The organism is Nafulsella turpanensis ZLM-10 (assembly GCF_000346615.1).
In the GTDB taxonomy this organism is placed as follows: Bacteria; Bacteroidota; Bacteroidia; order Cytophagales; family Cyclobacteriaceae; genus Nafulsella; species Nafulsella turpanensis.
The window spans coordinates 92,592-114,323 of the sequence record NZ_ANNU01000019.1; the positions used below are offsets into that span (position 1 = coordinate 92,592).

Sequence of the window (21,732 nt, forward strand, 5' to 3'; positions counted from 1 at the left end):
TGTAAAGAATAATTTATTATGATAAAAAATAGTTTAAAAGCTGGTGCCCTTGCACTAATGCTCACCCTGGGCTTAGGGTCCTGTTCAGATGAATTCCTGGAGCCTGAGGTAACCACTGAAAAAGATTTTGCTTCCAGTGTTCAAACCCTGCAGGAGCTTACTACTGTACTGAATGGTGCCTATGATCGCATGAATTCAGTGTTCTATTACGGAAGAGATTTGGTGATTTTCGGAGAAGTACGCTCAGATAATGCATTTAGTAATGGTGCATCTGGCCGCTTTATTGGTCCGGCACAGTTCTTCCTTACGCCTAATGATGCTTACGTAAGGGATACATGGACACAGATTTATGAAGTTATTGCCAACGCAAACATTGTTATTAATGCCGAGTTGGAAACCGATGAGGAGGCGGCTGTAAATCATGTGAAGGGACAGGCTTATGCCATCAGGGCTTTGGCAACGATGGACCTGCTTCGCCTTTATGGTCAGCAGTTTGCGGGCGGTTCGCTTGGGATTCCTGTTGTAACTGAGTTTAGAGGTGAGGATATTACTCCTCAGCGTGCCTCGGTAGAGGAAACATGGGCCCAGGTTGAGGCAGATCTTGCTGCAGCGGAGGCTAATATGTTAGTTGAACTAAACAGCGATGTACCTTATTACATTACCACATGGGCTGTGGATGCTCTTCAATCCAGGTATTATCTGTATGTAGGGCAGCCGCAAATGGCTGCAGAAAATGCGCTGGAGGTAATAGAGTCAGGTGAGTTTGCACTTTCTGAAACCTGGGCTAGAGAAGGAGTTGGATCTGCAGGTGTTATTTTCGCCCTTGCATTAAGCGAAAATGATAACCTTAGCAGCAACAGTATTCAGTACATCATTAATGCCACCAATTATGGTGATGTAGAGGTGCTGGATGATCTTTATGATGCCTATGAGGAAGATGATATCCGTCAGGACTGGTATACCCTTTATGATAAGGGTGTAATCAGGATGACAGAGAAGTATGCTGGTGCCGGTGATGACATCATTATCATTCGTTATGCTGAGGTTCTGCTAAATTATGCTGAAGCTTTGGTTAAAATCGGAACACCGGATGCGGAGGCACAAGCGCTGGAGATAATTAACCAGATTGCTGAATTAAGAGGTGCCACTCCTTATGAGGCTGCTTCTCTTGATAATGTGCTTGAGGAGCGCCGCAAGGAGCTGGCTTTTGAAGGACACCGCTACTTTGACTTATTAAGAAACGGAAGAGCCATTCCGTTTGTGTCTGAAGAGCAGGCGTTTACAGAAGACATTCCATTTGGATCTTCCTCTTTAGCTTTCCCGATTCCTGAGAGTGAAATAGATGCAAATCCTAATATTGAACAAAATGCGGACTATTAATTAAGGTCCAGAAAATGTAAAAAAGAGGCAGCCGTATGGCTGCCTCTTTTTTTTTCCTGATGACGAACGTTTTTAGTTGACAAGAATAGCTGGTAAAAGCTTTTAAAAGGCTGTTAATATCTCCCTCATCAGATAAGTAAATGAAACTGGAATTTAGTCCAATAAGCTTTTTTATCTGGAAAGGAAAGTCCAAAAAGATGCTGGTCAAACGTATGCCATTGGGCAAACAAGCTGAAGACAGCCCTACAAATTAAGGAAGTATGGGGACCTATTTCCTGGTACTAATGCAGGCAAGCAACTTTCTGTTGCTTAAAAGTTGGGTAATTGAGAGATGTATTTTAAGGAAGACTCACCAAGAAAAGGCTGTTCTGTGTATAACCTTTAGCAGCTATTTTTATCAATACCTGTCCATACCTCCGGAACTGAGGGGGGCTCTTTGAAAAGAGAAATGTATTATAATTCTACAGTTAAAGTGGAAGGAGAAAAAGAAAGCGGGTAAGCTATGGTCGCAGTTATTCTACAGGGTAGAAGCAAATTCAAGAACTTCCATGATAGAATGTTCCTGATTAAAATCTGTATTTTGCTCTTTGATGAATTGTACAATTTCTTTTCTGTGCTTCCTTGGAAAGATTCTTGAAACATTCCTTTTTGTGGCTGGAAAAAGTCTGCCATTCTGGTCCAGGAGATGAAAAGAAGGATTTTTGGACAGGATTACATTTTCATTAACAGTTAATTCATGGACCTGAGTATTCATGTACATGCTTGAGTAATTATCAATGGCAGCAGTATTTTTCCGTTCGCCATAGCCTCCAATCTTTTCTCTGTTACTAATTTCAAGAACCTGTTTTATTGTCAGCTTTACTGCCGGGAATTCAGCAATAACTTCATAATATCCGTTGTTGAAGAAGAATTTTTTATCTCCAATTTTGATCTGTTCAATATCTAAGGGATTTGCTAAGGATAAAGTATCTCCCTTTTTGTCTATGAACTGCACCGCATCAAAAAGGTGGTTATAGTTAAGCAAAGAAGAGCCGGTATTTCCGTTTTTAAAAAAAACAGTGCCTTTTTGAAAGTTTGGAAAGCGAAATTGATCACTGAAGGCAACTGCTTTAGCAACGTTTTCTCCAGCTTCCACCCTAATAGGACCTTCGGATTGAGCCACAGCGAATGAATTTGCTAGTAGTATGGCGGTAAGAATAAGATAGAACTGCTTCATACAGGGATAAGCTAAATTACTTTTTCTTCTTAAATTAGTAATAAATTAGCTTGAAAGAAACATTGAAATGCTTTTTAATTTTTGAAACAAGTACGTTTAAATCTGTTTCTCTTCATCTGCAGAATGGTTTCTGCTGCTTCTAATCCTCCAGCTTTTCCACATACTCCCTTACCCCGTCTTCCAGGCTGGTAAAAGGCGCCTGATAGCCAATACTGCGGAGCTTGGTCATGTCGGCTTCGGTAAAGTACTGGTACTTGTCCCGGATGTCGATGGGGGTATCGATATACTCAATTTGCGGTTCTTTTCCTAATGAGGTAAATACGGCTCTGGCTAAATCATTGAAGGAGCGGGCCTGGCCGGTGCCGAGATTATAGAGGCCGCTTTGCTGGCGGTGGTGCATGAGCCAGTAACATACCTTTACCACATCCTCAACATAAATGAAATCGCGCTGCTGCTCCCCGTCTTTAAAGTCGGGGTGGTGAGAGCGAAAGAGCTTCATTCTGCCACTGGCCTTTATCTGGTTATAGGCATGCCAGATGACCGATGCCATACGGCCTTTATGGTACTCTCCAGGCCCGTATACATTGAAGAACTTTAAACCAGCCCAGAAGAAGGGCTTTTTGTCCTGCTGCAGGGTCCAGATATCGAAGGCATTTTTCGATTCGCCATAGGGGTTTAAGGGCTTTAGCTTTGGGGGCAGGTTTTCATCATCCACATACCCATGCTCTCCCATGCCATAGGTGGCGGCAGAGGAAGCATAGACCAGGGGGAGCTGATATTGTACACAGCGCTTCCATACTTCCTTTGTATAGTCTGTGTTGAGCCTCCAGAGGAGCTTCCGGTCGAACTCGGTGGTGTCGGTACGGGCGCCAAGATGGAAGATAAATTCCACTTCCTCATGGTTCAACTCCAGCCAGCCGAAAAATTCAGAACGCTCAATTCTGGCGCTCAGTTTTGCCCCCTCCAGGTTTCTGTTCTTATCTTCCCTGTTAAATTCGTCAACTCCTACAATGGCATTAAAACCTTCCCTATTCAGCTTATGTACAAGCTGGCTTCCAATAAAGCCAGCGGCTCCCGTAACTACAATCATAAAGTTAATGTGTTAATGTGATAATATGTTGAGGTGCTGATGAGCAGCCATACTTTTACCTGAGTACCAGAGCATGAGCTCAGCAAGCTAAAGTGCAAAGGTAAAGGATGTGAACTATTATGCCTAGCGGCCGGTGAGAATTGAGCAGGGGATCGGGGACGACAGATGACTGGTTGGAGAACCAGGAGTAAGGATAAGAGAGACAATAAACTGCCCTGTCATTATGAAGGTGACTTAGGATCCTGAAACAATCTCTTTATGCGGGAGGAGCACCACAGGAGGAAATTGTGCCGGAGTTGGTGCAACCGCTTCCTCAGCATTTGGGCCGTTGGTAATGCCAGGGCCACCGGAGAACAGCGCACATCTTACACACTTGTCATACAGTTAAACTAAACTCCAGTTCTAAATATCCACAGGGCATTAGTTAAAATCTCCTCCCTCTCTAAGACTCACCACTAAAGGCCTGCGACTATTTTCTAAAAATCGTATATTTGCAGGAATTTTGGATGTAGCAGAGCCTATGATTTATGTAAGCCGTAAAGAGCACTTTAATGCTGCTCATAAACTATATAACCCTAAGTGGTCGAAAGAAAAGAACGAGGAGGTATTTGGTCCCTGTGCCAACAGTAACTGGCATGGACATAATTTCGAGATGATCGTAACTGTTAAAGGTATCCCAGATCCGGAAACGGGCTTTGTCGTGGACCTGAAACAGCTAAGTAATTTAATCAAGAACGAGATTATTGAAAAAGTGGACCATAAAAACCTGAATATGGATGTGGATTTCATGCAGGGTAAAATGGCCAGCTGTGAAATTCTGGTAATGGAAATGTGGAAAATTCTGAAACCCGCCATTCGAACCATTACCCAGGTAGGACAGCTTCACTCCATCCGCCTTTATGAAACACCCCGTAATTACGTGGAATATTTCGGGGAGGGGGTTTAGTGTTTAATAAGTGCTAAGAAGTTGCAGCAGGCATAATGTTGCGTGCCAGGCAAAGGTTTGATTTGCAGGCTCATCTGGGACGGAATGACAGCGATTTAATTATTCACTGCCCTTAAACTCTGCCTCCCGTCTTTTATCCATCCTCTATTGTCTCAGGTAACCGTTTTAAATTCCACCTCTGAAATATGAAGTACTTCCTCATTGCAGGTGAGCGTTCAGGCGACCTTCACGGCTCCAATCTAATAAAGGCCTTACAACAGAAAGATACTGCTGCCAGCTTCCGTGGCATAGGTGGAGACTATATGGAGGGTGCAGGAATGCAGCTATTCGTTCATTACAAGGAGATGGCTTTTATGGGGTTTGCGGAGGTGGTTCAAAACCTCCCTTCCATTTTAGGCTATATGAGGCAGTGCAAAATGGAAATTAAGCAGTTCAGACCCGATGCCCTTATCCTGATTGACTATGCCGGCTTTAACCTGAGGATTGCCCGCTGGGCCAAAAAGGAGGAGATTAAAGTGTTCTACTATATCTCTCCCAAGGTGTGGGCCTGGAACCAGAAGCGGGCACTAAATATTAAGGCAAATGTCGATCATATGTTCGTGATTATGCCTTTCGAGAAGGAATTCTATGCCCGCTATGATTATAAAGTAGACTTCGTCGGGAATCCGCTGCTCGATGCCATCAGCGGCTTTGAACCTGATAATGATTTTCTGGAAAAGCACGGCCTCAGTCATAAGCCTCTCATTGCCGTATTACCCGGCAGCAGGCGACAGGAAATAGAAAATATGCTGGCCTATATGCTGGACCTGATTCCTTCCTTTCCTGATTACCAGTTCGTGGTAGCTGGCATCAGGAATATCCCCCAAAGCTATTACCAGCAGGCGCTGGACCACCCGCAGGCCCGGGTGGTATATGATGAAACTTATTCGCTGCTGGCCCATACTCATGCAGCCCTGGTAACCTCCGGCACTGCTACCCTTGAAACAGCCCTGTTTGAAGTGCCCCAGGTGGTCTGCTATAAAACCAGCTGGCTGTCCTACCAAATTGCCAAAAGGCTGGTAAAGGTGGATTACATAAGCCTGGTAAACCTGATTGCCGGGAGAGAGGTCGTAAAGGAGCTGATTCAGGACGAGCTGAACCAGCAAAACCTGCAGCAGGAGCTAAGCAAAATTGTGGAAGGAGGAGACAGGCGCCAGTACCAGTTAAAAGAGTACAAAGCGCTCAAAGCAGGGATGGGGGAGGAGAGTGCCTCTGAAACCACTGCCCATCTTATACTCCAGTACCTGGGGCAATAAAAAACTTCGAAAGTTTATCTTCCGGAGTTTCGTATGTTAAGATTTACGCTCTGCTAAACATTAGCATCTTAATAAATCATCCTATCATCTTTAAGCTACCCTGAGCTTCTTGAACTTCGATTTCTCGATTTTCTCTTCTGCATATTCGCGGTTTATCACCAGTTCACTGCTTTCTTTTTCTGAAGGCAGCTCAAACATGGCATCCGTTACAATCGATTCGCAAATAGAGCGAAGACCGCGGGCTCCCAGTTTATTTTCCATCGCCTTTTCAACGATGTAGTCCAGCGCATCTTCGGTAAACTCCAGCTTTATGCCTTCCATTTCGAAAAGCTTATGATACTGCTTTACCAGTGCATTTTTAGGCTGGGTCAGGATCATCTTCAGCGTTTCCTTGTCCAGCGGGTTCAGGAAGGTAACAATGGGCAGACGGCCTAAAAGCTCCGGTATGAGGCCGAAAGACTTCAGGTCCTGAGCTGTTACATACTGCAGCATATTTTCCTCATCGATACCGGCTTTTTCCATGGCCTTATCTACCGAGTTAAAGCCCAGCTGGCGGGTGTTAAGCCGATTACCGATTACCCGGTGAATACCATCAAAAGCACCGCCGCAAATAAACAGGATGTTTTCGGTATTGATGCTGATCATTTTCTGGTCGGGATGCTTACGGCCGCCCTGTGGCGGAACATTTACATGCGTACCTTCCAGCAGTTTTAACAGGCCTTGCTGAACCCCTTCGCCACTAACATCGCGGGTAATGGAAGGGTTATCGGACTTACGGGCAATCTTGTCCAGCTCATCGATGTACACGATACCGCGTTCGGCAGCTTCTACCTTATAATCGGCAGCCTGCAGCAGACGGGTAAGGATGCTCTCCACATCTTCGCCCACATAACCTGCTTCTGTTAATACAGTGGCATCGGCTATGCAGAAGGGTACTTCAAGAATTTTTGCCAGTGAGCGGGCCAGGTAAGTTTTGCCGGTACCGGTTTCGCCCACCATGATAATATTCGATTTCTCGATAATAATATCATCGTTCTTGCCACGCTTCTTCTGTGTCAGTCTTTTGTAGTGGTTGTACACCGCTACCGAAAGAATCTTTTTTGCTTCGTCCTGGCCTACCACGTACTGGTCCAGGTGTTTTTTCATTTCTACCGGCTTTACCAGCTTAAATTCAGGAGCGGCCTCCTTACTCTTGGTTTTGAGCTCCTCGGTCAAAATCTGGTTGGCCTGCGAAATGCATTTATCGCAGATGTGTGCGTGTATGCCTGATATCATCAGGTCCACATCTTTTTTACTTCGCCCGCAAAACGAGCATGTTACTTGCGCCATATATTAGCTTTCCTTAATCTTTTTTCTTCTCGCGTACCAACACCTCGTCGATAAGGCCATATTCTTTGGCTTCCTCGGCTCTTAACCAATAGTCGCGGTCGGAGTCACGTTCTATTTGTTCATACGTTTTTCCACTGTGCTGGGCCAGGATTTCGTACAATTCTTTCTTCAATTGCAGAATCTGGCGCGCAGTAATTTCAATATCTGATGCCTGTCCCTGTGCACCACCCAGTGGCTGGTGAATCATAATACGGGAATGGGGGAGGGCAGAGCGCTTATTAGCAGCACCACCGGCCAGTAAAACAGCACCCATAGAGGCCGCTAAGCCTGTACAGATGGTCGATACATCAGGAGCAATGTACTGCATTGTATCATATATTCCTAAACCTGCATATACAGAGCCACCCGGGCTATTGACGTACAGCAACACATCCTTTTTCGGGTCGGCCGATTCGAGGAAGAGGAGCTGTGCGGTAATAATATTTGCGATATGGTCATCCACCTGCATGCCCAGGAAAATGATGCGGTCCATCATCAGGCGCGAAAATACGTCGATTTCACGGAAGTTAGTCGGGCGTTCTTCAATAACCGAGCGGGTCATGTTTTCTACACGCTGGAAGTATGAGTCTATAGTAGATCCGCTGATGCCTTGTCCTTTGACAGCGTATTTTCTGAATTCGTCTTTGTTAAGCATTGCTGATGAAATATTTGATATGTTACAAAAATAAAAAAAAAGTCCTTTGTTGAAAGGACTTTCAGTATAACTATAATTTCTGGATTTTAGTTTTATGCGAGCATATTTCTGAACTCGTCGGCGCTGATTTTCTTTTTCTCCAGCTTTATTTTTTCCCGAACAGCGTCCATTACTTTTTGCGTACGCACCTGGGTGTGTACTTTCATGTAATTCTGGCCGTTTTCTCCCTGAATATAATTCTGGGCAAAAGCATCGAGATTGTCTTCCATACCGGAAAGGCCCGAGCCTGCAAGCTGCTGGCGGATCATGTCCTTTACGGAATCCATTACATCCTCATGCTCTACCTTAATGTCATTTTCTTCAGAAATGCGGTTCGTAATAAGGTTCCAGCGCAGGTCTTTGGTGTAGAGGTCGTATTCCCGCTCCACATCGGCGGCTGTTACCTTGCCCTGGTTGGCTACTATTAACCAACGCTTCAGAAATTCGTCAGGCAGTTCAATAGTGGTGCTGTCGAGAAGGGTTTCCTGTATTTTCTGGTTGGTGTAGTTCTCTGCTTCGCGATTGTAGTTTTCGGCAATCGTTTCCTCAACCTTCTTAATAAACTCTTCTTCTGACTTTACAGCGTCTTTTCCAAACACTTTATCGAACAGCTCCTGGTTTAGCTCTGCGGGCTCGCGGCGGTTTACGTTTTGTACAGTTAAAGTAAAAGTGCCATTCAGTTCTTTAGCCTCTTCTTCAGTTTTACCGGTAGCCTGTGCAATGGCCGCCTCATCTTTAAAAGTCTTCTGAATGTCGAAGCTTACAGTATCATCCTTCTTCAGACCAATGAATTTCTTCTGCTCTTTCTCTGCAATATCGTCGATGGCAATGGTGCCGGTTTCCTCTATGGAGCTATCTTCCGATTTGATGGTGCCATACAGCAAATCACCTGCTTCAGAAGCCTCCGGGTTGGTCATTTTGCCGAACTGCTGCTTCAGGTTGTCCATTGTTTCATTCATCACCTTGTCGCCCACCTCAATTTCATAGGCATCGACCTTTATTTTGTCGGACAGCTCAACAGAAAAATCGCCGGCTACGCCAATGTCATAGATAAAGGTAAACTCCTTCTGGTTGTCCCAGTCAATTTTTTCGGCCTCCTCTGTATTCGGTAGCGGGTCGCCTAAAATCTTCAGTTTATTTTCTTTAATATAGTCGTTTACCGATTGAGAAAGCAGATTATTGATTTCTTCCACCATAATGGCTTTGCCGTACATTTTACGGATCATGCCTTCCGGTACCTTACCCGGGCGAAAGCCTTTGATGGTGGCTTTGCGGCGGTAATCCTTAATTTTTTCTTCAACCTTAGGTTGGTAATCAGCTTCGTTTAGCGTAATTTTAATGGAGGCCTCGGTGGCGCTTTTTTTATCTAATTGAATATCCAAAGCTATAAAACTTAAAAGTGCACAATATTATTTACTACTAACTCTAATAACTAAAAACCCTCCATTACGATCAATTGTAATCATAATCGAGGGTTCGTAGGTGTGCGGATGGAGGGACTCGAACCCCCATGCCTCGCGGCGCTAGATCCTAAGTCTAGTGCGTCTACCAATTTCGCCACATCCGCTTAAAATTGGTGTTGCAAAGGTAGATAGTTATTTTAAAACATCAATACATCGGGCAAAATTTTTTTGCTAATTTTGATATTTTGTAAACAAGTAGCGTTGATGGTTACCATAGATCTGGAAGCAGAGAAGAAAGAAATAATCCGCAGATATAGAAAATTACTGAGGCACGCAAAACCTTTCCTGAAAGACGGAGATGCCAAGCTGATTAAAAAGGCCTTTAACACTTCAAACGAGGCCCACCAGGAAATGCGGCGTAAGTCTGGCGAGCCGTATATTTACCACCCGCTCGCGGTAGCCCAGATATGTGTCGATGAAATTGGCCTTGGTACTACTTCCATTGTGGCAGCTCTGCTGCACGATGTGGTGGAGGATACCGACGTAGAGCTGGAAGATATTGAGCGGGAGTTTGGTCCGAAGGTAGCCCGTATTATCGATGGCCTTACGAAAATAAGCGGTGTATTTGAGCATGGTAGCTCCCAGCAGGCGGAGAATTTCCGGAAAATGCTGCTTACGTTGTCCGAAGATGTGCGGGTAATCCTGATTAAGCTTGCTGACCGCCTGCATAATATGCGTACGCTTGGCAGTGTGCAGCAGCATAAGCAGCTCAAAATTGCCTCCGAAACCATGTACCTCTATGCTCCGCTGGCTCACCGGCTGGGGCTCTATAGTATGAAGTCGGAGCTGGAAGACTTATACCTTAAGTTTACTGAGCCGCAGATTTACCGCAGTATTGCCCGCAGTATTAGTGCCACCAAGGCCGCTCGAGGCAAGTTTATCCGAAACTTTATCCGCCCCATAGAAGAGGAGCTGAAGAGCCTCGATCTCGATTTCATTATTAAAGGCCGGCCCAAAAGCATTTATTCCATCTGGAATAAAATGAAAAAGCAAAATATACCTTTTGAGGAGGTGTATGACCTTTTTGCCATTCGCATAATACTGGATGCAGATATAGAGCAGGAGAAGGCGGCCTGCTGGCAGGTTTACTCTGTTGTAACGGATTATTATAAACCCAATCCCGACCGCCTGCGCGACTGGATTAGTACCCCCAAGGCCAATGGTTACGAATCGCTCCACACCACAGTTATGAGCAGCACCGGCCAATGGGTAGAGGTACAGATACGCTCCCGCCGCATGGATGAGATTGCCGAAAAAGGCTATGCCGCCCACTGGAAGTACAAAGAGCATAAAGCGGGAAGTAAAGAAGGTGGCCTTGAAATGTGGATTGCCCGCGTACGGGAAATGCTGGAGTCAAGTGAAGCCCCGGCCATTGAGTTTGTAGACGATTTCAGGTCCAACCTGTTTAACGATGAGGTTTTTGCCTTTACGCCTAAAGGCGATTTGATGCCGATGCCGAATGGCTCCACAGCTCTTGACTTTGCCTTTGAAATCCATACCGAAATTGGTGCCCACTGCCTGGGTGCAAAAGTTAACCAGCGCCTGGTGCCCCTGAGCTATGTACTTAAAAATGGCGACCAGGTAGAGATTCTGACTTCCGAAAAGCAGAAGCCCAGTGAAGACTGGCTCCGCTTCGTGGTAAGCTCAAAAGCCCGATCCAAGATTAAGGAATGCCTGCGGGAAGAGAAAAAGAATGCGGCCGCCGAAGGGAAAGAAATTGTGGAGAGGAAGCTGAAACAAATGAAGCTCCCCATGAACCAGGAGACCGTGAATCAGCTTAGGGCTTTCTTTGAGACCAAAACGCCACTTGACTTTTTTTATAAGGTCGGAAAAGGAGTGATTGACCCGAAGGATATTAAGCGCTTTAAGGAATTTAAGCAAACGGCCCGGCAGACTTATAAGCCCGAAATATCCGATGCCAAATCTTTCGAGCGTGAAATTGCCAAGGCTAAAAACCAGGAGCAGGATTACCTGCTGATAGGGGAAGATATGAATGTGGTGGATTATAAGCTGGCAAAATGCTGTAATCCTATTCCGGGCGATGATGTGTTTGGCTTTGTGACGGTAAATGAAGGAATCAAAATCCACCGGAACAGCTGTCCGAATGCGGTAGAACTGCTCTCTAACTATGGCTATAGGGTCGTTAAGGCTAAGTGGACCTCCCAGCAGGAAATTGCCTTCCTTGCCGGTCTGCGCGTCGATGGAACCGACCGTGTGGGGCTGATTAACGATATCACCAAAATTATCTCCGACGAGCTGCACGTAAATATGCAGTCCATCTCTATCGAAACGGAAGGTGGCATATTCGAAGGTATTATCAAGCTATACGTAAACGATACCCGCCATCTGGAAATGCTGATTAAGAAAATGGAGAAGGTAAAAGGAATTGTTAAGGTGTACCGATTTCATTAGTAGTGAGTAGTGAGTAGTGAGTAGTGAGTAGTGAGTAGTGAATTAGAAGACAAAAGGCTATAGATATTAGGAAATAAGGTTTGAAAAAGGAAGAAGAGCGGCAGGGTTCCTAAGTCGCTGTCATTGCGAGGAGGCCCTAAAGCCGACGTGGCAATCTCTGTTAAATTGAAAGAGAGTAGGAAGGGGGAAGCCAGAGGGAGTGCAAGTATGCGGGAGATGGGCACGTTACTCCCCATAACAGTTTCTATTGGAGGTGTCTCTATACTGTAAACTCAATATCCACACCCATTACCCATACAAAAACCAACAACTGCTCTTGATTTCCCGCAATTAAGGAAGAATTGTAGTATATTTGTTCTTATTAAGAACTGCAAAGCCCCCGGCAAAATATGGCGCTGAATGAAGCATTATTCGATAAAGTAAAAAAAATTTTTACAGCTTACCTGGAAAGTAAAGCCCTGCGTAAAACGCCGGAACGTTTTGCTATTCTGGAAGAGATTTATACCCGCGAAGGGCACTTCGATGTGGAATCGCTCTACATCAGCATGAAGAATAAGAATTATCGTGTAAGCCGGGCCACGGTATATAATACGCTCGACCTCCTGGTGGAGTGCGATCTGGTAAGCAAGCATCAGTTTGGCAAAAACCTTGCGCAGTACGAAAAGAGCTACGGGAATAAGCAGCACGACCACCTTATTTGCACCGACTGCAGTCGTGTGCTGGAGTTCTGCGATCCGCGAATTTATAACATTCAGAAAATGGCCGGTGAAATGCTGGGATTCAATATTCTCCATCACTCGCTCATCCTCTATGGTACCTGTACAAAGGAAAACTGTGAACATAGGCCAGTAGTAAAAGAAGGTGCTGAAGAATAAAAGCGCCGGGTTCTTTTTTACTTTAATTTTTTTACTTTTACATCCGCTGAAGATACCTGCCTGGTATCGGTTTTCTTTAGAAGAAATTAATATTACTCATGAAAGTAGATATACTGCTCGGGCTCCAGTGGGGCGATGAAGGTAAAGGTAAAGTGGTCGACTATCTGGCCCCTAAGTATGATATGGTGGCCCGTTTTCAGGGAGGCCCTAATGCCGGCCATACGCTGGAGTTCGATGGCATAAAGCATGTGCTGCACCAGATTCCTTCCGGAATTTTCCGTTCCGATATCAAAAACCTGATTGGCAATGGAGTAGTACTGGACCCGGTCATTCTGAAGAGAGAGATTGAAGCACTGGAGAAGTACAAGGTAAATACCAAGGCTAACCTGTATATCTCAAAAAAAGCACAGGTCATTCTGCCTACTCACCGAATGCTCGATGCAGCCTCTGAGCAGGCCAAGGGCGAAGGCAAAATTGGTTCTACCCTCAAAGGAATAGGGCCTACTTATTCCGATAAAATTGCCCGCCAGGGCCTGAGAGTTGGCGACCTGCTGGCCGATAATTTCCGCAAAAAATATGATGAACTGACCGATAAGCACCGCACACTGCTGGGTTTTTACAATTACCCGACCGGACTGGCGGAAGCAGAAGCAACCTTTTTTGAGGCAGTGGAATTTCTAAAGCAGTTCAACATCATCGACAGCGAATACCTGATTAACGAGGTAGTAGAATCCAATCAGCGGGTATTGGCTGAGGGTGCGCAGGGCTCTTTGCTTGATATCGACTTTGGCAGCTATCCTTTTGTAACCAGCTCCAATACCATGGCTGCCGGTGCCTGTACCGGCCTTGGAGTAGCACCCGGAAATATCGGCGAAGTGTTCGGTATTTTTAAAGCTTATTGTACCCGTGTAGGCAGCGGCCCTTTCCCGACTGAGTTGAATGATGAAACCGGCGAGCGCATGCGCAGGGAAGGAAATGAATTTGGAGCAACCACCGGCCGAAGCCGTCGTTGTGGCTGGCTCGACCTGCCTGCCCTTAAGTACGCCATCATGATTAACGGAGCTACCCAATTGTTTATGATGAAGGCCGATGTGCTGAATATCTTTGAAGAGATTAAAGTCTGTACGCATTATAAACTGCCCGATGGCACGCTTACAGATCGGCTTCCGTTCGATATTGATATAAAATTAGAGCCGGTTTATAAAAGCATGAAAGGCTGGCATCAGTCACTGAAAGGTATGCAGGAATTTGACCAGCTGCCGGAAGAACTGCTGACTTATGTTAAATTCCTCGAGCAGGAGGTAAAAGTGCCCATTAATATTGTTTCAATTGGTCCTGACCGTACCGAAACAATAATAAGAGGAGAACTGGTGGAGAAATTGTAATATTATCTTGTATTTTAGGTTAATATCACCTTACTTGGATAATAGATAAAAAGACAGTACATGCAGCATCTTTTCAGTAATAACCAGAATCTTAATAGTGGCCTGAATAAAAATCAGGGCAGAGGAAGGTTATTGTTGATATCTTGATGGTGCACGCTCACAAAAGAATAACAAAGCCTTCCTGAAGAAAACAGGGAGGCTTTTTTAGTTTCAGGAAAAAAGCAATAGCACAAATAGCCAACAACGAAATGGGCCGCTCAATTAACTTCAACAATGGCAATAATAATCCTCCCCCATAGGGTGAGCCGGCCTTGTATTGTCATACAAAAGCCCTCTCACCTAAGTGGTGGAGGGCTTTTTTTTATTCTTAAACCTTAAAATTTTTAAATGATGAAAGTTCAATCCTTCATTCCCCTGCAGCAGACAAATCAACCAGGCATGAGTCCGCTGGAAACCGAAAAAGCCATTGAAATGATTAAGACCTGTTTTGCCACTGAGCTTGCCCGCCACCTGAAGCTTTACAAAGTAAGTGCGCCCATGCTCGTAAGGAGAGGCACAGGTATTAACGACGATCTGAATGGCACCGAACGCCCTGTTCATTTTCCGGCCCCTTCCCTCGGGGGAGCTACCGTGGAGGTCGTGCATTCCCTTGCCAAGTGGAAGAGGGTGAAGGTAAGTCAGCTGCAGCTCCTTCCGGGCGAAGGTATTTATACTGATATGCGCGCCATCAGGGCCGATGAGGAGCTGAGCCCTATTCACTCCCTTTACGTAGACCAGTGGGACTGGGAAAAGTGTATCCGTCCGGAAGAACGTAGCCTTGACACTTTAAAAGAAACCGTAAAAAGTATTTATGCTGCCATAAAGGTTACGGAGGAAAAGTTAAGCATAGCGCTTCCTGACCTACAGCCTGTTCTGCCGGAGGAAATTGTCTTTATCCATTCAGAGGATTTGCAAAGCCAGTATCCCGAACTAAGCCCGAAAGAGCGGGAAGACCAAATAGCCCGTACTTTTGGTGCGGTCTTTATTATTGGAATTGGAGGAGCACTGGGAGAAGGAGAGCCGCACGATGGTCGCGCCCCTGATTATGACGACTGGAGTACTCCAACGGAAGGAGCCTATAAAGGACTCAACGGCGATATTCTGGTCTGGAACCCGGTATTGCGTCGTGCCTTTGAACTGTCGTCTATGGGAATCCGGGTCGATGCTGCAGCCCTAGAGCGGCAGCTTGCCATCGCTGCCTGTAAAGAGCGGACACAGCTGCCTTTTCATGCTGCCCTGCTCGCCGGTAAATTTTCTCAAACAATGGGGGGTGGCATTGGGCAGTCCAGGCTTTGCATGTTTTTGCTCCGGAAAGGGCATATAGGAGAAGTGCAGGCAAGCCTTTGGCCGGAGGAAATAGGTGCCGGACTCGAAGAACAGGGAATTAGTTTGCTGTAAAAATTTGGAGGTAAAATAATTGTGGTCTATATTGCCTGCATGAATCCACAGACAGTACATTATTATTACTATTATCATATGAACCAGCCCATCGGTTTCGGTAATGGTGATGTATTGCTTACGAATTAAGAAACAGTAAGAATTTTATACAGAAGCCCAGTTCCGGAACCCCGGAGCCGGGCTTTTTTCATTTTAACCCATTCAGCTACTTAATGACCACAATGGAACAGAAATACGCGAATTATACAAAAGAAGATTTTCAGGTATGGGAAGTACTCTTTAACCGCCAGATGGAGAATCTTCCTGGCAGGGCAACTGATGAGTTTTTGCAGGGCATCGACCGTATTAACTTTACCGCCGGCAAAATACCCGATTTCAGCGAAACCAATCCGCTACTGAAGAGCATTACCGGCTGGGAACTGGCAGTCGTGCCGGGTATTGTCGACGATGCAATCTTCTTTCAATTGATGGCGGATTGCAAATTCCCTGCCAGCACCTGGCTCCGGAAAATGAGTGAGCTTGACTACCTGGAAGAGCCGGATATGTTTCATGATGTTTTTGCCCATGTGCCTCTGCTTACGAACCAGGCTTTTGTAGACTTTCTGCAGGAGCTGAGTAAAATAGGACTTGAATATATCGATAATAAATGGGCCATAGAACTGCTTTCGCGTATCTACTGGTTTACTGTAGAGTTTGGTCTTATTCGTGAGGCAGAAGGACTCAGAATCTATGGAGCCGGTATTCTTTCATCGGCCGGTGAAACTGTTTTCTGCCTGAGTGATAAACCAAAACGCTTTGAGTACAATGTGGAGCAGATTCTGAATACGCCTTACCGGAAGGATACGTTCCAGGACAGGTACTTCATCATCGAATCCTACGAGCAGCTGTACCAGTCTCTGCCGGAAATAAAGGAACAAATTGCCATATTAAGCCAGAAAGAACCTGTAACAGTATAAAGGAATTAAACAGAAGCAGCTCCATGCAAGGGCTGCTTTCTGTATCTTTACTCCTATGAAAGTTGCCATTGTAAAATATAATGCCGGGAATATTCGCTCTGTAACCTATGCCCTGCAGCGGCTAGGAATTGAACCCTGCATCAGCGATGAACTTGAAACGCTTCGCTCGGCCGACAAAGTAATTTTCCCCGGTGTAGGGGAGGCCGGCACGGCCATGGCCTACCTGGAGGAGCGTAACTTAGATCAGCTGATTCCTACGCTCCGCCAGCCGGTTTTGGGCGTTTGCCTAGGGCTGCAGCTCATGTGTAGCCATTCCGAGGAAAGCAACACCCCCTGTCTTGGTATTTTTGATGTGGAAGTAAAACGTTTTCCGCCTCGGGAAAAAGTGCCGCATATGGGATGGAACCGGATTGAACAAGTAAAAGGACCTTTGTTTGACGAGTTATCGCAGGAAGCCTACCTTTACTACGTCCACAGCTATTATGCGGAGCTCAGTCCCTACACCATTGCGCAGACGGATTATATACTTCCCTATAGTGCAGCCCTACAGAAAAATAACTTCTTTGCCCTGCAGGCCCACCCCGAAAAGAGTGGGAAGGACGGGGAGAAAATACTGGAAAACTTTCTCAGGTTAAAATGATAGAATGAGTGAATGTCCTTTGGATAAAGGGAAACCACCATAGCCCCGGCTTTTCTCTCCCAAAGAATAATGCGCTTTAACAATTTAATACTCACTACTAAACTATGGAAATCATCCCTGCCATCGATATAATTGATGGAAAATGTGTTCGCCTTACGCAGGGCGACTATAGCCGGAAAAAAGAATATAACAGCAATCCGCTCGAAGTAGCAAAAGCCTATGAGGGTGCAGGCATCCGCCGCCTTCACCTGGTGGACCTGGACGGGGCAAAGCAAAAGAAAATTATAAACCTGAATGTGCTGGAGCGAATTGCTTCCGGTACCGGTTTGCATATCGATTTTGGTGGTGGTGTGCAGTCCGATAGGGATATAGAGGCAGCTTTTAATGCAGGTGCCTCGCAGGTAACCGGCGGGAGTATTGCGGTAAAGCAGCCCCAGCTGTTTCAGGAATGGCTGAAGAAATACGGCAGCGAGAAAATTATTTTAGGTGCTGATGTAAAAAACGGACAAATTGCTGTAAGCGGCTGGGAGGAATCTTCAGAACGTGAGCTCTTCAATTTCCTGGACGATTATCAGCAGAAAGGTGTTCAGTATGTGATATGTACCGACATAAGTAAAGATGGTCTCCTGCAGGGGCCTTCCGCTTCCCTTTATCAGCAAATCATAAAGCAGTTTCCTGATTTGGAATTAATTGCCAGCGGAGGCGTTGCCGGTATGGATGACCTGCATGAGCTGAAAGCCATTGGCTGCCATGGAGCCATTATTGGCAAAGCTATTTACGAAGGAAACATCAGCCTGCAGGAATTAGCAAAATTTACAAATGAGGAAGTTTGAAAATGTGCAAATGAGTTTTTTTTGATGAAGATTCTCCGTAAACCTGAGGTATCCCTTCTCAGGACTCAAGACTAATGACTCAAGACTAATATATGCTGACGAAAAGAATTATCCCCTGCCTCGACATCAAGGACGGGAAAACAGTAAAGGGCGTGAATTTTGTCGGGCTGCGCGATGCCGGCTACCCGGTGGAGCTGGCGAAGCTGTATGCCGAACAGGGGGCCGATGAGCTGGTGTTTCTGGATATTACCGCCACTGTGGAGAAACGAAAAACCCTGCTGGAACTGGTAAGTAAGGTTGCGGCCGAACTCAACATCCCGTTTACTGTAGGCGGTGGCATTTCCTCTAAGGAAGATGTATCGGCGCTCCTCGCAGCCGGAGCCGATAAGGTATCTATAAATTCATCTGCAGTAAAAAATCCTGGTCTTATCAATGAGCTGGCGCAGGAGTTTGGAAGCCAGTGCGTGGTGGTAGCCATCGACAGCCGAAGGGTGGATGGAAAACACATCGTGCACACCCATGGCGGCCGTACCCCTACCGAATTGGAAACACTTTCCTGGGCGCGGGAAGTGGTAGCGCGCGGCGCGGGTGAAATTCTGCTGACTTCTATGGACCAGGATGGTACGAAAGCAGGCTTTGATAATGAGCTGCTGGCACAATTATCTGCCGAGTTACCTGTGCCAATTATCGCCTCGGGAGGAGCCGGAATCATGGCGCACTTTAAAGATACTTTTACCACAGGAAAGGCAGATGCCGCCCTTGCGGCCAGTATATTTCATTTTAAAGAAATAGGAATACCGGAACTCAAACATTATCTCCAGAAAGAAGGAATAACAGTGCGGCCGGTAAGCTAAAAAGAAACGTGGATTGCAACCGGCGATAGAATGAGGTCCGGAGAGTAAGGACACATGTCCTGGAGATTGCTTCGTTTCCGCGCCGCGTCGGCTCGCAATGACAAAACCATGGTAGAAATTTCGAAAGCGTACGAGGCACAATGAGGCCAGTAACTGGCACGGCGAATCGTAATCGCCAGATACAAACAACGAACAACTACCAACCAACATCAAAATAATGACTCAAGACTCAGGACTCAGGACTCAAGACTCTCCTCAACCAGACTTCGATAAAGGAAACGGCCTCTTGCCCGTAATTATACAGGATGCCACCACGGCTAAGGTGCTGATGCTGGGCTATATGAATGCCGAAGCACTGGAGCGGACACAGCAGGAAGGGAAAGTGACTTTCTGGAGCCGGAGTAAGAATCGCCTCTGGACCAAAGGAGAAACATCCGGCAATTTTCTGCTGGTGGAGGAGATAAAGATTGATTGTGACCAGGACACCCTGCTGGTAAAAGTTAGACCACAGGGCCCTGCCTGCCATACCGGGGCAGATACCTGCTTTAACGAATCCAATAGCAGCCGGACGGGCTTTATCGACCAGCTTCGGACCATCATTAAAGACCGGAAGGAGAACCCATCCGATTCTTCCTACACGGCTTCTCTGTTTGCTAAAGGGATGAATAAAGTTGCCCAGAAGGTAGGGGAGGAAGCGGTTGAGCTGGTCATTGAAGCAAAAGATGACAATAAGGAACTGTTTATGGGCGAAGCAGCCGATTTGCTGTACCACTACCTGGTACTACTGGAGGCTAAAGGCTATTCACTTGATGAAGTGATACAGGTGCTGGAAGAGCGCCATCAGAAAAAATAGGGACTATTCTGGGGAAGTGGGACTTGGCCTTAGCTCAAAACAACGCCTTACTTTACTTTCTTTTTCAGCCTTGTGCATTTTCAAAGCTCCTAAATTTACGTACGTTTGCTCTAATGGTAAAACCTGTAGAAATACTTCAGAAAGTATGGGGCTACTCCACCTTCCGGCCTCTGCAGGAGGAAATTGTGCAGGCTGTGTTGGAAGGAAAGGATGTGCTGGCCCTGCTGCCAACCGGCGGTGGTAAATCTGTCTGTTTCCAGGTGCCAGCCCTTGCTATGGAGGGTATTTGTATAGTGGTTTCGCCCCTTATTGCCCTCATGAAGGACCAGGTAGAGCAGCTGAAGAAGCGCGGAATTGCGGCTACAGCAGTGTATTCAGGCATGAGCAAGCGCGAGATTGACATTACCCTCGACAACTGTATCTATGGGCAGGTGAAGTTCCTCTATGTTTCGCCGGAGCGCCTGAAAACGGAGCTGATGCAGGCGCGGGTAAAGCAGATGAATGTGTGCCTGCTGGCTATCGACGAAGCCCACTGTATTTCGCAATGGGGCTATGATTTCCGACCATCTTATCTCGAAATTGCTACCTTCCGCGAAATGCTGCCGGGGGTTAATTGCATTGCCCTTACCGCCACCGCCACCAAAAGAGTCGCAAAAGATATACAGGAGCGTCTCTCCTTTTCTCCAAAGGCAGAAGTGTTCCGCAAGAGCTTTGCACGCGAAAACCTCTCCTATAATGTTCGCTACGAAGAAAACAAAGAAGCCAAGCTGCTCGAAATGCTGCACAAGGTACCAGGTACGGCCGTTATATATGCGCGGAGCCGAAAGCGCTGCCAGTTAGTGGCATGGGAGCTCCGGAAGCAGGGTATCTCCGCCGATTATTATCATGCCGGCCTTAGCAATGAGGAACGGAACTACCGGCAGGAGGCATGGCTTAAGAACAAAATTCGTGTCATTGTAGCCACCAATGCCTTCGGGATGGGCATCGATAAGCCGGACGTGCGGCTCGTGGCCCACCTCGACCTGCCCGATACCCTGGAGGCTTATTACCAGGAAGCGGGGCGGGCAGGGCGCGACGAGAAAAAAGCCTATGGAGTAGTCCTCTACCAGACCAAAGATATCGAAGAGCTGGAAGAGCGGGCGCAGCTGCAGTTCCCGGCCCTGGAAGAAATCCGGAGGGTGTACCAGGCACTTGCTAACTACTTCAAGATAGCTATCGGCAGTAGTCTTTTAACCTCCTACGACTTTGAAATTGATGATTTCTGTAAAACCTACCAACTCCACCCGCTCCAGACCTGGTACTGCATTAAAAAGCTGGAAGAGGAAGGTTTTATCCAGTTAACAGAAAGCTTCTATGCTCCCTCAAAAGTTCTCTTCCTCCTCAATAGTCAGGAGGTATATGCCTTTCAGATTGCCAATGCCGCCCTCGAGCCGCTGATAAAAGCTTTGCTGCGCTTGTGTGGAGGTGAAATATTTTCAGTATTCACTAAAATATCTGAAAGCGCCATTGCTACCCTGCTGAAAGTGTCGGTAGCGGAAGTGAAGCGAAAACTGGATATGCTGCATAAAATGGAAGTAATTGAATATGAACAGCAGAAAGATAGCCCGCAGCTGACGTTTATTACCCCCCGCTTCGATGCTGCCCGTTTACCTCTGCAGCAGAAAAAGCTGGAAGAGCGCAAAGCCATTTACCTGCAAAAAGTAGCTTCCGTAAAAAAATATATAGAAAACACCGAAAGGTGCCGCACTCAGATGCTGCTAGCCTATTTCGATGAGCATGATTATGAAAACTGTGGTGTCTGTGATAACTGTATTAAAGGAAAACATCCGGGCCATTGGGAAGAAGCAGAGATGTTCAGGATGCGGCAGCAAATTTATACAGCTCTTAAAATAAAGCCTTTTCCTGTAGATGAGCTGGTGAAAAGCCTTAAGTTGAAGCAGCGGCAGGAGCAGCTACTGCTGCACACTATTCGCTTAATGCTCGACGAAGAAAGCCTTCACTATACCGTGACAGGTCAGCTGGCGTTAAAATAAAG

At 46.2% G+C, this 21,732-nt stretch carries 18 protein-coding genes and 1 tRNA gene; 13 read left to right on the forward strand and 6 right to left on the reverse strand.

Going from position 1 to position 21,732, the window contains the following annotated elements; translation table 11 throughout:
• The first annotated feature begins 18 nt into the window (after positions 1-18).
• Positions 19-1,380, forward strand: a complete 1,362-nt coding sequence (locus F752_RS0109000; protein ID WP_017731398.1) for a RagB/SusD family nutrient uptake outer membrane protein — start codon at positions 19-21, stop codon at positions 1,378-1,380.
• 517 nt (positions 1,381-1,897) lie between these two features.
• Here F752_RS0109000 and F752_RS0109010 read toward each other — a convergent pair.
• Together F752_RS0109010 and rfaD are read right to left on the reverse strand one after the other, a co-directional pair.
• Entirely contained in the window at positions 1,898-2,596 is a 699-nt protein-coding gene (locus F752_RS0109010; protein WP_017731400.1) for a hypothetical protein, read from the reverse strand.
• A gap of 139 nt (positions 2,597-2,735) precedes the next feature.
• Positions 2,736-3,686, reverse strand: coding sequence for an ADP-glyceromanno-heptose 6-epimerase (gene rfaD, locus F752_RS0109015; protein ID WP_017731401.1), 951 nt, complete (start codon positions 3,684-3,686; stop codon positions 2,736-2,738).
• A gap of 520 nt (positions 3,687-4,206) precedes the next feature.
• On the opposite strand from rfaD, the gene F752_RS0109020 reads away from it, so the two are divergent.
• Both F752_RS0109020 and lpxB read left to right on the forward strand, forming a co-directional pair.
• Positions 4,207-4,632 carry a 6-pyruvoyl trahydropterin synthase family protein gene (locus tag F752_RS0109020; protein ID WP_026135624.1) on the forward strand — a complete coding sequence of 142 codons (426 nt, stop codon included), beginning with the start codon at positions 4,207-4,209 and terminating at the stop codon, positions 4,630-4,632.
• A gap of 185 nt (positions 4,633-4,817) precedes the next feature.
• Complete coding sequence (gene lpxB / locus F752_RS0109025; RefSeq protein ID WP_017731403.1) at positions 4,818-5,927, forward strand: lipid-A-disaccharide synthase; 1,110 nt, start codon at positions 4,818-4,820, stop codon at positions 5,925-5,927.
• A 90-nt stretch (positions 5,928-6,017) separates the two neighbouring features.
• Here lpxB and clpX read toward each other — a convergent pair whose 3' ends face one another.
• From clpX to F752_RS0109045, 4 genes are all read right to left on the reverse strand, one after another.
• A complete protein-coding gene (gene clpX / locus F752_RS0109030) occupies positions 6,018-7,256 on the reverse strand; it encodes an ATP-dependent Clp protease ATP-binding subunit ClpX (RefSeq protein ID WP_026135625.1) in 1,239 nt (412 codons plus the stop codon).
• A 13-nt stretch (positions 7,257-7,269) separates the two neighbouring features.
• Positions 7,270-7,950, reverse strand: a complete 681-nt coding sequence (locus F752_RS0109035; RefSeq protein ID WP_017731405.1) for a ClpP family protease — start codon at positions 7,948-7,950, stop codon at positions 7,270-7,272.
• A gap of 92 nt (positions 7,951-8,042) precedes the next feature.
• Positions 8,043-9,371, reverse strand: a complete 1,329-nt coding sequence (gene tig / locus F752_RS0109040) for a trigger factor (protein ID WP_017731406.1) — start codon at positions 9,369-9,371, stop codon at positions 8,043-8,045.
• A gap of 103 nt (positions 9,372-9,474) precedes the next feature.
• Positions 9,475-9,556: transfer RNA gene (locus F752_RS0109045), tRNA-Leu, on the reverse strand.
• 100 nt (positions 9,557-9,656) lie between these two features.
• Here F752_RS0109045 and F752_RS0109050 point away from each other — a divergent pair.
• From F752_RS0109050 to F752_RS0109095, 10 genes are all read left to right on the forward strand, one after another.
• Positions 9,657-11,864: a RelA/SpoT family protein gene (locus tag F752_RS0109050; protein WP_017731407.1), complete on the forward strand. Its 2,208-nt coding sequence runs from the start codon at positions 9,657-9,659 to the stop codon at positions 11,862-11,864.
• Positions 11,865-12,253: 389 nt separating this feature from the next.
• Positions 12,254-12,739, forward strand: a complete 486-nt coding sequence (locus F752_RS0109055) for a Fur family transcriptional regulator (RefSeq protein ID WP_017731408.1) — start codon at positions 12,254-12,256, stop codon at positions 12,737-12,739.
• 98 nt (positions 12,740-12,837) lie between these two features.
• Positions 12,838-14,124 carry an adenylosuccinate synthase gene (locus F752_RS0109060; protein ID WP_017731409.1) on the forward strand — a complete coding sequence of 429 codons (1,287 nt, stop codon included), beginning with the start codon at positions 12,838-12,840 and terminating at the stop codon, positions 14,122-14,124.
• 387 nt (positions 14,125-14,511) lie between these two features.
• The gene (asnA, locus tag F752_RS0109065; RefSeq protein WP_017731410.1) at positions 14,512-15,561 is read left to right on the forward strand and encodes an aspartate--ammonia ligase; all 1,050 of its coding nucleotides are present in this window, start codon (positions 14,512-14,514) and stop codon (positions 15,559-15,561) included.
• A 212-nt stretch (positions 15,562-15,773) separates the two neighbouring features.
• Entirely contained in the window at positions 15,774-16,517 is a 744-nt protein-coding gene (gene phhA / locus F752_RS0109070; protein WP_017731411.1) for a phenylalanine 4-monooxygenase, read from the forward strand.
• Between the two features lie 55 nt (positions 16,518-16,572).
• A complete protein-coding gene (hisH, locus tag F752_RS0109075; RefSeq protein WP_017731412.1) occupies positions 16,573-17,157 on the forward strand; it encodes an imidazole glycerol phosphate synthase subunit HisH in 585 nt (194 codons plus the stop codon).
• 104 nt (positions 17,158-17,261) lie between these two features.
• Complete coding sequence (gene hisA, locus F752_RS0109080; RefSeq protein WP_017731413.1) at positions 17,262-17,990, forward strand: 1-(5-phosphoribosyl)-5-[(5-phosphoribosylamino)methylideneamino]imidazole-4-carboxamide isomerase; 729 nt, start codon at positions 17,262-17,264, stop codon at positions 17,988-17,990.
• A gap of 92 nt (positions 17,991-18,082) precedes the next feature.
• Positions 18,083-18,844, forward strand: coding sequence for an imidazole glycerol phosphate synthase subunit HisF (gene hisF, locus F752_RS0109085; protein WP_017731414.1), 762 nt, complete (start codon positions 18,083-18,085; stop codon positions 18,842-18,844).
• 217 nt (positions 18,845-19,061) lie between these two features.
• Entirely contained in the window at positions 19,062-19,697 is a 636-nt protein-coding gene (gene hisIE / locus F752_RS0109090) for a bifunctional phosphoribosyl-AMP cyclohydrolase/phosphoribosyl-ATP diphosphatase HisIE (protein ID WP_040664487.1), read from the forward strand.
• A gap of 113 nt (positions 19,698-19,810) precedes the next feature.
• Positions 19,811-21,730 carry a RecQ family ATP-dependent DNA helicase gene (locus F752_RS0109095; RefSeq protein WP_017731416.1) on the forward strand — a complete coding sequence of 640 codons (1,920 nt, stop codon included), beginning with the start codon at positions 19,811-19,813 and terminating at the stop codon, positions 21,728-21,730.
• The last annotated feature ends 2 nt before the right edge of the window (positions 21,731-21,732 follow it).

Bases quoted from the DNA above. Each gene is read 5' to 3' on its own strand.
- F752_RS0109000 (WP_017731398.1), top strand. From the start codon at position 19: ATGATAAAAAATAGTTTAAAAGCTGGTGCCCTTGCACTAATGCTCACC.
- F752_RS0109010 (WP_017731400.1), bottom strand. From the start codon at position 2,596: ATGAAGCAGTTCTATCTTATTCTTACCGCCATACTACTAGCAAATTCA.
- rfaD (WP_017731401.1), bottom strand. From the start codon at position 3,686: ATGATTGTAGTTACGGGAGCCGCTGGCTTTATTGGAAGCCAGCTTGTA.
- F752_RS0109020 (WP_026135624.1), top strand. From the start codon at position 4,207: ATGATTTATGTAAGCCGTAAAGAGCACTTTAATGCTGCTCATAAACTA.
- lpxB (WP_017731403.1), top strand. From the start codon at position 4,818: ATGAAGTACTTCCTCATTGCAGGTGAGCGTTCAGGCGACCTTCACGGC.
- clpX (WP_026135625.1), bottom strand. From the start codon at position 7,256: ATGGCGCAAGTAACATGCTCGTTTTGCGGGCGAAGTAAAAAAGATGTG.
- F752_RS0109035 (WP_017731405.1), bottom strand. From the start codon at position 7,950: ATGCTTAACAAAGACGAATTCAGAAAATACGCTGTCAAAGGACAAGGC.
- F752_RS0109050 (WP_017731407.1), top strand. From the start codon at position 9,657: ATGGTTACCATAGATCTGGAAGCAGAGAAGAAAGAAATAATCCGCAGA.
- F752_RS0109055 (WP_017731408.1), top strand. From the start codon at position 12,254: ATGGCGCTGAATGAAGCATTATTCGATAAAGTAAAAAAAATTTTTACA.
- F752_RS0109060 (WP_017731409.1), top strand. From the start codon at position 12,838: ATGAAAGTAGATATACTGCTCGGGCTCCAGTGGGGCGATGAAGGTAAA.
- asnA (WP_017731410.1), top strand. From the start codon at position 14,512: ATGATGAAAGTTCAATCCTTCATTCCCCTGCAGCAGACAAATCAACCA.
- phhA (WP_017731411.1), top strand. From the start codon at position 15,774: ATGACCACAATGGAACAGAAATACGCGAATTATACAAAAGAAGATTTT.
- hisH (WP_017731412.1), top strand. From the start codon at position 16,573: ATGAAAGTTGCCATTGTAAAATATAATGCCGGGAATATTCGCTCTGTA.
- hisA (WP_017731413.1), top strand. From the start codon at position 17,262: ATGGAAATCATCCCTGCCATCGATATAATTGATGGAAAATGTGTTCGC.
- hisF (WP_017731414.1), top strand. From the start codon at position 18,083: ATGCTGACGAAAAGAATTATCCCCTGCCTCGACATCAAGGACGGGAAA.
- hisIE (WP_040664487.1), top strand. From the start codon at position 19,062: ATGACTCAAGACTCAGGACTCAGGACTCAAGACTCTCCTCAACCAGAC.
- F752_RS0109095 (WP_017731416.1), top strand. From the start codon at position 19,811: ATGGTAAAACCTGTAGAAATACTTCAGAAAGTATGGGGCTACTCCACC.